The following is a 12504-nucleotide window of genomic DNA, read 5'->3' as shown; positions in this document are numbered from 1 at the left end:
GGTGGCGAGGCACTCATTTAAGTCCGTCCCCAATGAGTGATTTCAGTCATTTAAGTCTGTCCCCAATGACTACCCAATGACTGGGCGCCGTGCTTGACATTAACCCCGCTTTAACGGGTACCATCCCTTATGTCTGTAACGCCATATAGACCGAGGGGATATATCTATGACCGCACCCGCACCCGCCGCACCCGCCAAGGTGTACTTCACCAACCTGCGCACGCATGCTCGCGAGAGCCAGCTCGACAAGCTCAAGCGCCTCGTTCGTCGCGCCGGTATTGAGCAGATCGACTTCGAGAACAAGTTCGTCGCCATCAAGATTCACTTTGGCGAGCTGGGCAACCTGAGCTTTTTGCGCCCCAACTACGCCCGCGCCGTTGCGGACGTCGTGAAGGAGCTGGGCGGCAAGCCCTTCCTCACCGACTGCAACACGCTCTACGTCGGTAGCCGCAAAAACGCGCTCGAGCACATTGATACCGCCTACCAGAACGGCTTTACCCCGTATGCTACGGGTTGCCAGATCATCATTGCCGACGGCCTCAAGGGTACCGACGAGGCGCTCGTCCCGGTCGAGGGCGGCGAGTACGTGCACGAGGCCAAGATCGGTCAGGCACTCATGGATGCCGATATCGTGATTAGCCTCACCCACTTTAAGGGCCATGAGCAGGCCGGCTTTGGCGGCGCCATGAAGAATCTGGGCATGGGTGGCGGCAGCCGTGCCGGCAAGATGGAGCAGCATGCCGCCGGCAAGCCGAACGTCGCGACCGAGCACTGCGTTGGCTGCCATGCCTGCGAAAAGATCTGCGCGCACAACGCTATCTCGTTCGACGACACCCGCGAGCGCGAGCTTGCCAGCGGCGCTACTCGCACGGTGCACGTGGCCACCATCGACCACGATCGCTGCGTGGGCTGCGGACGCTGCATTGCGGCATGCAACCAGGACTGCATCAAGCCCGGCTATGACGCCGCGGCCGACGTGCTCAACTGCAAGATCGCCGAGTATACGAAGGCCGTCGTCGACGGCCGCCCGAGCTTCCACATCTCGCTTGCCATGGACATCAGTCCCAACTGCGACTGCCATCCCGAAAACGATACGCCTATCGTCAACGACATCGGCATGTTCGCGAGCTTCGACCCGGTCGCCATCGACCAGGCCTGCGCCGACGCCGTCATGGCGTCTGAGCCGCTGCCCAACACCGAGCTCACCGATAGCGCGGCCAAGATGGAGCACAACCACGAGCATCTGGAGGGCGAGCAGGCCAAGGATCCCTTCTGCATCACGCATCCCGACACCGACTGGCGCGTGTGCATCGCGCACGCCGAGAAGATCGGCCTGGGCACGAGCAAGTACGAGCTCATCGAGGTCAAGTAGCACCTAGCTATTAGACAAAACAAGCGCTTTTGTAGCACAACTGTTAGCAAAAGCCGCCCGTGAGCACAGTGCCCACGGGCGGCTTTTCGGAAGTATGCGGTAAATTTCGAGATCGCCGAGCACACGACATTTTTTGGCAACAAAACACCTGATAAATTGTTGGTAAAACTGCGGTCTGGTCGGCAGTCCCAGATTTTGCCGCATACTTCCGAAAATAGGGGGTCAGATAAAGCCCCAGACGTTGCTTTTTGCCTAAAAATACTCGTCGAGGAAGTCGTCGACCGTGTTCCAGTAGAGCTCGGGATCAACTTGCGCACTCTTGGCATGGGTGGCGCCATGGATGGTGAGCTTCTGCTTGACCTTGCTGGCGCACGCGTCGTAGTTTTGGTCGAGCATACTGTACGGCACAAAGGTGTCCTGGTCGCCGTGGATAAACAGCATGGGAACCGTCGCGTGTTTGAGTTGCTCCACGCTGCTCGCCTTATGAAAGTCGTAGCCTGCGCGCACGTTGCACACCAAGTTTGCCACATCGAGCAAGGGAAAGCTGGGCAGGCCGAACACGTCCTTGAGCTGCAGAGAAAACTCGTCCCAGACACTCGTGTAACCGCAGTCCTCGATAATGCATTTCACGTTTGCGGGCAGAGATTCCCCCGCGACGTTCATGGCGGTTGCCGCACCCATCGACTCGCCAAAGACCAGGATGCGCGCCCCGGGGTCAGCCTGAACGATTCGCTCGATCCATGCGACGATGTCGAGGCGCTCGGGCCAGCCCATGCCGATATAGTCGCCGCCGGAGCGCTCGTGGGCGCGGGCGGCGGGCGCGAGCACGTTCATGCCGCGGTCGTGGAATCGCTTGACGTATCGGGCCATACCGATGGGCTCGTTGGTATATCCATGCAGGCAGACGGCGTAGTCGTGCGTGCTCTCCGAAGCAGCAAAATACCAAGCGGCAAGTTCGGTTCCGTCATCTGCGGTGAGGCTGCTGCCCTTGCGGTTCTCCTTAAACCACGCCCGCGCCTCGGTGTCCTCGGCATCCGGCTGTTCACCTTTTTTGTCGTTCTTGCTATCCTGCATCATCTTCATGGTGTACGGCGCTTGGGGGTTCAGGGCAAAGTCAAACAAAAAGTTGCCGGCAAATCCGAGCAGCGCAACGACAACCACCAGTGCAACGATGCCGGCTATCTTGAGCTTTCGATGGGAACGTGCGTTTTGAGCCATGCGGTATTCTCCTATAAGATGTTAATACATCAACATTTAATGCAAGCGCATTATGGACGTTCACAGTTGATGCGTCAACAAACAAAGAATGGGTAAACAAAGGGTCACAAGCGGTGCAAATTTCGCACGTACCCAGACGCTTTGATATAGTGTTGAGAACTCTTTACGTTGGAGGATGTAACCGGCATGTCCGATTCGAGCGACAGTTCTAAGCCGCGACCCAAGACCGCGGCCGTTCCGCAGTACACGGTGGGCGAGGAGATCATGAACTCCGTCACCCATGGTGTCGGCTGCCTGCTGGGTATCGCGGGCTTGGTGCTCCTGATCGTATTCGCTGCCCTGCGCGGCGGAGGTCCGGCCCACATGGCCGCGGCGATTGTCTATGGTGTCAGCATTATTCTTGAATATCTGGCCTCCACGCTCTACCACGCGATTCAGCCCGCGGGCGCCAAGCGCGTGTTTCGCATCATCGACCACAGCTGCATCTACCTGCTCATAGCCGGTAGCTATACGCCGTTTTGCCTCATCACGCTTGCAAACGACGGCGGTCCTATGCTGTTCTTTGCCGTGTGGGCCATCGCCATTATCGGCATCGCCCTCGAGTGCTTTATGCGCGAGCGTCAACCGCACTGGGTAAGCGGCTTGGTCTACCTGCTGATGGGCTGGCTTGTTGTCTTTAAGCTGCCCGAGCTCGTGGCGCTGCTCAACCCCGTGGCACTTGCCCTGCTCGCCGTCGGTGGCGTGTGCTATACCGTGGGCGTGCCGTTCTATATCGCCAAAAACGTGCGCTATCTGCACAGTGTTTTCCACTTGTGGGTGCTCGCCGGCAGCATCTTCCAGTTCATGGCGGTGATCCTCTTCGTAATCTAGCGACCGCGCCCGCGTCTTCGTTTGGGCGCCGGCGCAATTGCCGTATCCGCCATCAACGTTTCACCCTGACGTCCCGAATCTTGGAGGTTCGAGAAACTCCCGATGGACATAACCATCTCCCTTATTACCACCCTCGTTTTGACCCTCATCAACGGCTACTTCTCCATGTCCGAGATGGCTCTCACCACGGCTAAGCGCGCTGTGCTGGAGCACGAGGCCGATGAAGGCGACAAACGCGCCGAGCGCGCCATTAAGCTGGCCGCCGATTCCGACCAGCTGCTCGCCACCATCCAGGTCGCCATCACGCTCGTGGGCTTTGCCTCGTCCGCCGTCGCCTCGACGAGTCTGTCCGACCCGCTCGCCACGTGGCTCATGAGCTTTGGCATCGCGCCGCTCTCCGCCATCGCGCGCGGCCTGGCGCCGGTCATCATCACCGTCGCGGTCGCCTTCGTATCCATCGTGATCGGCGAGCTCGTCCCCAAGCGCATCGGCCTGGCCAATGCCGAGGGCGTGTCCAAGCAGGTCGTGGGCCCGCTTTCCGTGTTCCAGAAGATCGCCCGCCCGCTCGTGTGGCTGACCGGTGCCTGCTCCGACGGCCTGGCCCGCATCCTGCGCATCAAGAGCGCCGATGACCGCCAAAACGTCTCGGAGGAAGAGATCAAATACATGGTCTCGGAGCAGGACGATCTGCTCGACGAGGAAAAGCGCATGATCCACGAGATCTTCGACCTGGGAGACACCGTTGCCCGCGAGGTCATGGTGCCGCGCGTGGACACCACCATGTGCGAGGACGACGAAACGGTCGCCGACGTGCTGTCCGCCATGCGCCAGACCGGCTTTAGCCGCATCCCCGTCTATCACGAGGATCCCGACAACGTCGCCGGCATCGCGCACATCAAGGACCTGATCCAGCCTTCGCTCGACGGCAAGGGCGACCAGCCCATCGCCGACTTTTTGCGCGACGCCACCTTTGTGCCCGACACCAAGGACATCCTGCCGCTGCTGTCCGAGATGCAGACCTCGCACGACCAGATCGTGGTGGTCGTGGACGAGTACGGCGGCACGGCCGGCATCATCACCATCGAGGACATCGTCGAGGAGATCGTGGGCGAGATCGAGGACGAGTTCGATCCCGACAACAAGTACCTCACGCGCCTTTCGCGCCGCGAGTGGCTCGTCGATGGGCGTTTTTCGTGCGATGACGCGATTGAGCTTGGTTGGCCGCTCGAGGAAAGCGATGATTATGAGACCATCGCCGGCTGGATTTTGGAGCTTTGCGACTCGGTGCCCGACATCGGAGAGGTGTTTGAGGTTGCGGGGTACAAGTTTAAGGTGCAGTCGATGCGTGGCCAGCGCATCTCGCTCATTCGCGTGATCGCTCCGGCCGAAACCGATAAGAAGGATTCCGAGTCCTCGGCAGAGAAGCCGGCGGCGTCGGGTGCGGGCTCTGCGGATCCGCACGATGGCGACGAGTAGGACAAGGAAGAGTAGGGGAGAGTTATGGCAGGCCTGTTCAACATCCTTAAGGTCACCGTCAGCGAGGACAAGATTTGCGCGCACGTGCTGGTGAACCCCGGCATGCCGCTCATGACCTCGGAGGATATCGAGGCCACGGCGCGCGTGTACTACCTGGTGCCCGCGATTGCCAAGCATCTGTGCCTGGGCGATTCCGGTCGCGAATTCCAGGACTGCATGGGCCAGACCGAGCTTTGCCATCTGCTGGAGCACGTGACGGTCGAGCTCATGAACGAGACCGGTCTTGCCGGCAGCATCTCGTGCGGTCGCACGCGCGTGAGCGAGCATGACGAGCGTGTCTTTGAGGTTGAGCTTTCGTGTCCCGATGACGCATTGGCCATTGGCGCGCTGTCGTCGGCGACCTTTATGATGGACTGGGCGTACCTGCACGCCGACCAGCCGGCCCCCGACGTGGAAGGCACGGTCGCTGGCCTGCGCAACCTGGTGCTGGGCATGCGCGCCGAGGCCGAGGGCAAGGACCCGCACGAGGCCGTTGCCGCTGCGAACGGCGAGGACGTGGCCGAGGATGCGCCCGAGGGCGATGCTCCTGCCGACGCCGACACAGAGCCCGTTGCCGAGGCGCCCGTTGAGCCCGAGTCTGCGGAGCCCCAAGGTGTCCCGAGCTTTGACGACGAGCCGCAGATGCCAATCGATACCGAGGGTGCGGTCGCCGAGAACCACGAGGCCCCCGCGGCCGTCTTTGGCGGTGCGGCAACGGCCCCGTCCGGCTCGGCGCACGAGGGCAACCTGCCACTCGTCGATGGTGCCGGCGAGGACCCGGCCGCCACGGTCGCCATGCCGGCTATGCCGCAGGAGTAGGTTCGCTCGCTTATCACTATCATGTACCTGCGCTTTTACCGTACGCAGATGAGCGCGACGGCAAGTGTTGCGCTGCGGGTATAATGGACAGCATTCAAACGGTGGGCATCGAGGTGCCCGCAGGAGAGGAATGATCATGGGAAAGACTTTCAGCTTTGTCTCCGGTGCGCTCTTTGGTGCTGCCGCCGGCGCTATCATCGGCGTTGCTCTGGCCCCGCGCTCGGGTGCCGAGACCCGCGCCATGGCCGCCGATATCGCCAACGATGCCTGGGACAACATGCGTGACACCTACGAGCACAGTGCCGAGGAGGCTCGTGCCGCGGTCAGCGACTTTGGTCCGATGGTCGACGCCAAGACCGATGACCTGCGCGCCAAGGTCGACCTGGCCCGCGAGCGCATGGACCAGCTTCGCGAGCAGCTCAACGACGCCATCTCGGGCGGCAACGTGACGCCCGCTGCCGACGTCGTGGTCGAGAACGTCACCGAGGCCGGCACCGAGGCCACGGAGCCCTCGACCGAGGCATAATGCGCGCAGGGGATTTTGTCGGCGTCAAGGTTTATCGTAAGCCTGCCGAAGATAAGCGCACCAAAAAGGACGGCACGCCGCGCAGCCCCAAAAAGCTCGGCAAGATTCACTTTCCCGTCTTTACCCCGGGCGGTACGCGCGTGGTGGGCTTTATGGTCCGCCAGTCCGATATCGCGGGTATGATCGAGCGCCCCGACCGGTTTGTGGCGCTCGATGCCATCGGCGTCTATGAGGGCGCTGTCGCGGTCGACGACGTCAAGGGCACCTACGATGCCGCCGCGGCCAAGCGCCTCGATATCAACCTGGACGATTGCATCATCTGGGTTGGCATGGACGTGCGCACGGAATCGGGCGATGTCGTGGGCTACTGCTCGGACGTTGAGTTCAAGCCGCGCTCGGGTATTGTGCAGATGTTCTACGTGACCGCCGGTGCCGCTTCGAGCGTGCTGGTGGGCGACACGCAGGTGCCGCCGACGATGCTGCGCGGCTACGAGAACGGCGCGATGATTGTATCGGACGAGGTCAAGGCGCTCGGATATTCGGGCGGCGCGGCCGCCAAGGCTGCCGAGGCCAGTGTCGTGGTGGGCGATAAGGTCAAGAAGGGCGCCAAGGTGCTCGATGACAAGGGATCGGTCGCCGTGGACAAGGGCAGCCGCGCACTGGGCAAGCAGCTCGGCAAGACGCGCGGTATGTTCAAGGCCTTTAAGGACGAATATCAAAAGGCGAGCGGGGGCTCGTCAAAAGCTAGCAAATAGCGACGTACCAAATGATGGGAGGCGAGCCGGAGACATGTTGCTCCGGCTCGCTGTGTTTATGGGGGAGGGCATATGCGCCAAAACGGATCTAACTTAAACGGGCCCTCGGGTGCGCGTCCGACGGCGCGCCGCGACCTGGGGCAGCTGCCCAGCGGTCAGCGTCGACGTCGCCGTAAGCCCGGCGCGATGTACCTCAACCATAGCCGTGGGTTTAGCGATCGCAGCGCGCGCATCGGCAACGGGCGCTCACCGCGCCGACCGTCCCGCCTGCCCTATGCGCTCATCGCCGTGGGTTGCGCGCTCGTGCTGTTTATCGCTGCCGTCGTGGGCTACGTCAACCGCAGCGTGGACGTGGAGCTCAACGGGCAAAAGACCGCGGTGCGCGTGGGCTCTACGTTGCAGAATCTTATCGACGATCAAAGCCTGACCGAAACGTACGATGCCGGCGACCTGCTGGCCGTCGACGACAGCGTGCTCAAGCGCCATGGCGGCGAAAAGCTGTCGGTGAAGGTCGACGGCAAGCGTATGAAGCAGGGCAAATGGGATAGTCGCGAGCTTACGGGTGGCGAGAAGGTGACGGTCAAGGACGGCCGCAACGTGTACGAAAAGCACGAGGTCCAGGCCACGACTATCGAGCCAAAGCTTAAGGTCGAGGGCACAGGTGCCATTGAGTATGTCAAAACCTGGGGCGTTCAGGGCCGCTCCGAGGTATGGGTCGGCGAGCAGTCGGGCAAGACGCAGGACCGCGGCGAGGTCGTGCCCGCCACCGACTGCGTGGTCGAGTGCGCAAGCGTAGCGCCCAAGGGCAACGAAAAGTACGTGGCCCTGACATTTGACGAGGGTCCGAGCGGAGCGACCAAGCAGATCTTGCAGGTGCTCAAGGAAAAGGGCGTCACGGCGACGTTCTTCCTTTCGGGCGATGCCGCGGAAGCCTCGCCCGCTACTGCCAAAGCGATTGTCGATGCCGGGTGCGAGATTGGTTCCAACAGCTACAGCGATGATTCTCTCAAGGGCGAGGATCGCGAGACGGTGCGCAAGCAGATCACGAAGGGCACCGAGTCGATTAAGTCGGCGACCGGCGTCGAGACGATGCTGCTGCGTGCCCCCTACGCCGCGTTTGACGAGCAAAACTGGATTGACTCGATGGACCTGGTGTCCGCCGTGGTTTCGTGGAATATCGATTCGGGCGACTGGCTGCTCAACGGCGCTGACGAGCAAGTATCGACCGTGCTCGACTCGATGACGCCGGGCAATATTGTGCTGCTCACCGATAGCGATGAGTGCGCCGAGCAGACGCTCGAGGCGCTGCCGCAGATTATCGATGGCCTTGTCGCCGACGGCTACAAGATCGTGACGCTCAGCGACCTGGTCAAGACGGACACGGCATTGAGCAAAAAGCTCACCTCGCTCACCAAGGTTTCCATGCCCAAAAACGCCGTGTTCCCCCAACTCCCCGAGGACGACGACACCACAGAGTAGTCATTGGGGACGTGCTTAAACGACTGGTCGTTTGGGACGGTCTTAATCGCTTTGTCCCACCACACCCATCCGGCTCTATGTCACGGATACGTCAGCGTTTGGTATGCCTGCGATGTGCAGCGCATAAATTCGGTGCCGCAGCGCGATGCTGATGCTATAGTTACTGCGGTTAATGAGGGTCAAGAGAAAGGTTACAGGTGAAACCCAAACCTCGACCATACAGTCGATGACCCCATGCAGGTGCTTTCTGCGCGTGCACGGGGTGTGAGCGCCGAGCGGCGTGCCGCCCGCGCATGCGTATACATATCTAAAAGTCCACGGATTGCGCGCCGGCATGGTCGCGCGGTCCGCAGGAATAATGATGGGGAGCACCATTGAATTATCTGAGTGAGATGCTCAAATTGCCGGTCTTGGACGTCGACGGCGAAAAGCTCGGCGTGGTTAACGATTTTGGCATTGCAACCGGCGAAGTTTTTCCGCACGTGACGTCGCTCGCGTTCCGTGGTCCCGGCAAGACGCCGTTTATGATCAGCTGGCGCAAATGGGTCGACCGTATCGACGAGACGGGTGTACACCTTAAGACGTCGGCCACCGAAATCCGTTTTTCGTACTTGCAGCCGACCGAACTCTTGCTTGCCCGCGACGTGCTTAACAAGCAGATTGTCGACACGCAGGGCATGAAGGTCGTGCGCGTAAACGACATCAAGTTCTCCATGTCGGGCGAAAATCAGCTGCGCCTGCTGGGTGCCGAGGTCGGCGCCCGCGGTCTGCTGCGCGCGATCAGCCCCACACTCGAGCATGTCGTCGAGGGCTTTATGAAGCATCTGGGCAAACCGCTCAGCGAGGACATTATCGCCTGGTCTTACATGGACCTGCTCGATCGCTCGACTAAGAACATCCAGCTCTCGGTGTCGCACAAGACGCTTGGCGAGCTGCATCCTGCCGACATCGCTGACATCATCGAGCAGCTCGACCCGCGCCTGCGCGCGCAGGTGTTCGCTCAGCTCGACACGGCACAGGCCGCCGAGGCCATCTCGGAGTTCGATGACGACGAGCTCATGACCGAGATGCTCGAGGGCCTGTCCGATACCGACGCATCGTCGATGCTGGCCATGATGGACCCGGACGACGCTGCCGACCTGATCGACGAGCTCGATTATGAGAAGGCCGAGAAGCTCCTGCGCCTGATGGGCGTCAAGGAGGAGAAGGCGATTCGTAACCTGCTGGGCTACGAGGACAACACCGCCGGCCGTATCATGACCTCGGAGTTTGTCTCCCTGCCCGCCACGGCGACGGTCGGCGACGCAATCGAGGCGATTCGCAAACTCGACGAGGACTTTGAGAGCGTCTATTACGTCTATACCGAGGACCCGAGCGGCATGCTGACGGGCGTGCTTTCGCTGCGCACGCTGATCGTGGCCGACCGCGACGCCACTCTGGGCCAGCTCGCCTATCGCGATCTGGTCTACGTGTCGCCCGACGAGGACCAGGAAGACGTGACGGACGAGATGACCAAGTACGACCTGGTTGCCATCCCTGTCTGCGACGAGAACCGTCATATCCTGGGTATCGTGACCTTCGACGACGCCATGGACGTTATCGCCGAGGAGCATCAGGAGGACCTGCAGATCGCCGGTGTCGGCTCGGGCGACAGCGCGTCGGACGACTCGACGAACGTGCTCAGCTGGTTTGTGCATCGTCAGTACTGGGTCGTCGTGTGGGGCATCGCCTCGTGCATTATGGCGACCGTGCTGGGGACGGCGCTGGGCTCCGCGCATCTGGTGGTGTTCCCCATGTGCGCCATGCCGCTCGTGCTGCTGGCTGCCTCGCGCATGGTGTCGTTCGTCAAGAACTACTTCCTCGAGTACGACGGTCACGACGACGAGCCCAAACCGTACCTGGGATTCTTCTTCCAGAGCACGGGCATGGGCCTGATCTTGTCGCTCGTGACTTATCTGTGCGCCCAGCTGGTGCGTACTGCCGCGTTTCCCGATGCCCCCATGTTCGAGGAGCAGCTCTTTACCGGGTGCTTTAACATCGCTGCCATCATTTGCCTGGTTGGCAACATGAGCGCCGTGATCTATCTGATGGTGCTGTTCTGGCGCGATGAGCACGACCTCAATACGTCGGGTACCGCCATGAACGTTATTGCCGTCATGATCTCGTGTGTGGCGTACTGCACCGCTGCGGTGTTGCTCACCATGTCGGTCATGGGATAGGTGGTCGCGTGCAAAATACGAAGCAAAAGCCGAGTACCAAGCAAAAGCTGAGCATCGCGGCCATCTTTGGCGCCATGGGCCCCGGTCTTCTGGCGGCGCTTTCGGGCAATGACGCCGGCGGCATCGCCACGTATTCCAGCGCGGGCGCCAGCTATGGCTATAAGATGCTCTGGATGCTTCCCGTCATGACCGTGCTGCTTATCGTGACGCAGGAGACCGCGGCGCGCTGCGGATGCGTTACGGGTAAGGGCTTGGCGTCGCTCATTCGCGAGCGCTTTGGCGTGCGTAAGAGCGTGCTGGCCATGGCGGCGCTGTTGATCGCCAACACGGCGGTGACCATCTCGGAGTTCGCGGGTATCGCGAGTGGCCTTGCTCTGTTTGGCGTTCCGGCGAGCATCTCGGTGCCGCTCGTGGCGCTGCTGGTGTGGATGCTTACCATGTCGGGTAGTTTCCAGCGCATCGAGAAGATTTTGCTGCTGGTAAGCTGCGTGTTCGTGACCTACATCGTCGCCGCGTTTATGGCCGGCCCCAACTGGGGCGAGGTCGCGGTCGACTTGGTCGTCCCCAATATTCAGAACGATCCCAGCTACGTGTCGCTCGTGGTCGCAACGATCGGTACCACCATCGCACCGTGGATGATCTTCTTGGCTCAGAACAACGTGGTCGATAAGAATGCGGGCGAGGACGACATCGTTCTGCAGCGTATTGATACCGTGAGCGGTTCGATCGCTGCTGATATCATTGCAGGCTTCATTATCATCACGACCGGTACGGTGCTGTTCCCGGCGGGTATTCAGATTAGCGATGCCGCCGATGCTGCCCGTGCGCTGGAGCCTATTGCGGGTCAGTGGTCCACGGTGTTGTTTGCCTCGGGCCTGGTCGCGGCGAGCTTCTTGGCTGCCTGCGTGCTGCCGGGCGTTACGTCGAGCGCTATCTGCGAGGCATTTGGCTGGGAGCGCGGTGCCGACCGCAGCTGGGACGAGGCCCCGGTTTACCGCGGCATCATTACGGCCATCATCGGTATCTCTGCCGTGCTGGTGCTTATGCCCGGCGTCGATCTGTTCCAGATTATGATGACCTCGCAGGTCATCAATGGCGTGCTACTGCCCGTGGTTCTGGTGTTCCAGGTGGTTATCGCCGCCGACCGTCACATTATGGGCGCCAACCGCAACGGCCGCGTGTGGAACGTGCTCACTTGGGCGACTATCGGCGTGATTACGGTGCTGACGGTCGTCATGTTTGTGCTGCAGGCGATGGGTTACAGCGCTTAACGTCCCTTTTGGGTTTCGAGCAGGCCGCGGCAATGGGTTGCGGCCTGTTTTTTTGCTTGCTATAGGGGGGGTTAGTTATATCGCAGTGGGCAAAAATGCCAAATATGAGTACTGTTGCTATATGGATATCATTTATAACCAATAAAATAATGAACACAATGAGAATTGTGTTCATTAAAATTTGCCTCGGCAGGTCTGGTTGGTTGCCGCATGGATGCGCAGGGGTCACTCAGGCGTTATTTTCGGCGGTTTTGCCTGCTACTAAAATGGTAACAGTACTCATATTTGCCATTTTTTGCCCACGACCCCTTGGCATGTTGTTGCGAAGCCGCCCCCGGACTGGAATTGACAGCCCAGGGGCGGCTTTCGCTTGTCGCAGGAGTGTCCTGTCCCCAGGTCCGGCATAGACGATATGAGCAGGACATAAAAACATTGAGAGCCCCTGCTGCATGAAAGACCG

Annotated in this window: 10 protein-coding genes; 9 read left to right on the top strand and 1 reads right to left on the bottom strand. The window is 60.6% G+C overall.

What is annotated here, in order from left to right; all coding sequences use genetic code 11:
* The first annotated feature begins 166 nt into the window (after positions 1-166).
* The gene (locus I2D41_RS05505) at positions 167-1372 is read left to right on the top strand and encodes a DUF362 domain-containing protein (protein ID WP_195363818.1); all 1206 of its coding nucleotides are present in this window, start codon (positions 167-169) and stop codon (positions 1370-1372) included.
* A gap of 252 nt (positions 1373-1624) precedes the next feature.
* Here the strand turns inward: I2D41_RS05505 and I2D41_RS05500 are convergent, their stop codons facing one another.
* Complete coding sequence (locus tag I2D41_RS05500; RefSeq protein WP_195363817.1) at positions 1625-2590, bottom strand: alpha/beta hydrolase; 966 nt, start codon at positions 2588-2590, stop codon at positions 1625-1627.
* Positions 2591-2776: 186 nt separating this feature from the next.
* Between I2D41_RS05500 and trhA the strand changes: the two genes are divergently transcribed.
* The 8 genes from trhA (at position 2777) to I2D41_RS05460 (ending at position 12044) form a co-directional block, all read left to right on the top strand.
* The gene (trhA, locus tag I2D41_RS05495) at positions 2777-3460 is read left to right on the top strand and encodes a PAQR family membrane homeostasis protein TrhA (RefSeq protein WP_195363816.1); all 684 of its coding nucleotides are present in this window, start codon (positions 2777-2779) and stop codon (positions 3458-3460) included.
* A gap of 102 nt (positions 3461-3562) precedes the next feature.
* Positions 3563-4936 (top strand): hemolysin family protein, encoded by a 1374-nt coding sequence (locus I2D41_RS05490; protein WP_195363815.1) that lies wholly within the window; start codon positions 3563-3565, stop codon positions 4934-4936.
* Between the two features lie 24 nt (positions 4937-4960).
* Positions 4961-5794 carry a cyanophycin synthetase family protein gene (locus I2D41_RS10030; protein WP_229042187.1) on the top strand — a complete coding sequence of 278 codons (834 nt, stop codon included), beginning with the start codon at positions 4961-4963 and terminating at the stop codon, positions 5792-5794.
* Positions 5795-5930: 136 nt separating this feature from the next.
* The gene (locus I2D41_RS05480; protein ID WP_195363814.1) at positions 5931-6320 is read left to right on the top strand and encodes a YtxH domain-containing protein; all 390 of its coding nucleotides are present in this window, start codon (positions 5931-5933) and stop codon (positions 6318-6320) included.
* Positions 6320-7075, top strand: a complete 756-nt coding sequence (locus I2D41_RS05475; RefSeq protein ID WP_117640511.1) for a PRC-barrel domain containing protein — start codon at positions 6320-6322, stop codon at positions 7073-7075. The genes I2D41_RS05480 and I2D41_RS05475 overlap by 1 nt, the downstream gene beginning before the upstream one ends.
* 72 nt (positions 7076-7147) lie before the next feature.
* Positions 7148-8554 (top strand): polysaccharide deacetylase family protein, encoded by a 1407-nt coding sequence (locus I2D41_RS05470; protein ID WP_229042185.1) that lies wholly within the window; start codon positions 7148-7150, stop codon positions 8552-8554.
* Positions 8555-8928: 374 nt separating this feature from the next.
* Positions 8929-10773, top strand: a complete 1845-nt coding sequence (locus I2D41_RS05465) for a magnesium transporter (protein WP_195363813.1) — start codon at positions 8929-8931, stop codon at positions 10771-10773.
* A 74-nt stretch (positions 10774-10847) separates the two neighbouring features.
* Positions 10848-12044: an Nramp family divalent metal transporter gene (locus I2D41_RS05460; RefSeq protein ID WP_055252163.1), complete on the top strand. Its 1197-nt coding sequence runs from the start codon at positions 10848-10850 to the stop codon at positions 12042-12044.
* Positions 12045-12504: the final 460 nt, after the last annotated feature.

It is taken from the genome of Collinsella aerofaciens, from assembly GCF_015552075.1.
Lineage (GTDB): Bacteria > Actinomycetota > Coriobacteriia > Coriobacteriales > Coriobacteriaceae > Collinsella > Collinsella aerofaciens_Y.
Note: the sequence above shows the minus strand (reverse complement) of the source record. Positions and strands in the feature narration are given on the sequence as shown.

Coding starts and splice junctions, on each gene's coding strand:
- I2D41_RS05475 (WP_117640511.1), top strand. CDS start 6,320: ATGCGCGCAGGGGATTTTGTCGGCGTCAAGGTTTATCGTAAGCCTGCC.
- I2D41_RS05505 (WP_195363818.1), top strand. CDS start 167: ATGACCGCACCCGCACCCGCCGCACCCGCCAAGGTGTACTTCACCAAC.
- I2D41_RS10030 (WP_229042187.1), top strand. CDS start 4,961: ATGGCAGGCCTGTTCAACATCCTTAAGGTCACCGTCAGCGAGGACAAG.
- I2D41_RS05500 (WP_195363817.1), bottom strand. CDS start 2,590: ATGGCTCAAAACGCACGTTCCCATCGAAAGCTCAAGATAGCCGGCATC.
- I2D41_RS05480 (WP_195363814.1), top strand. CDS start 5,931: ATGGGAAAGACTTTCAGCTTTGTCTCCGGTGCGCTCTTTGGTGCTGCC.
- I2D41_RS05460 (WP_055252163.1), top strand. CDS start 10,848: ATGGGCCCCGGTCTTCTGGCGGCGCTTTCGGGCAATGACGCCGGCGGC.
- I2D41_RS05470 (WP_229042185.1), top strand. CDS start 7,148: ATGCGCCAAAACGGATCTAACTTAAACGGGCCCTCGGGTGCGCGTCCG.
- trhA (WP_195363816.1), top strand. CDS start 2,777: ATGTCCGATTCGAGCGACAGTTCTAAGCCGCGACCCAAGACCGCGGCC.
- I2D41_RS05490 (WP_195363815.1), top strand. CDS start 3,563: ATGGACATAACCATCTCCCTTATTACCACCCTCGTTTTGACCCTCATC.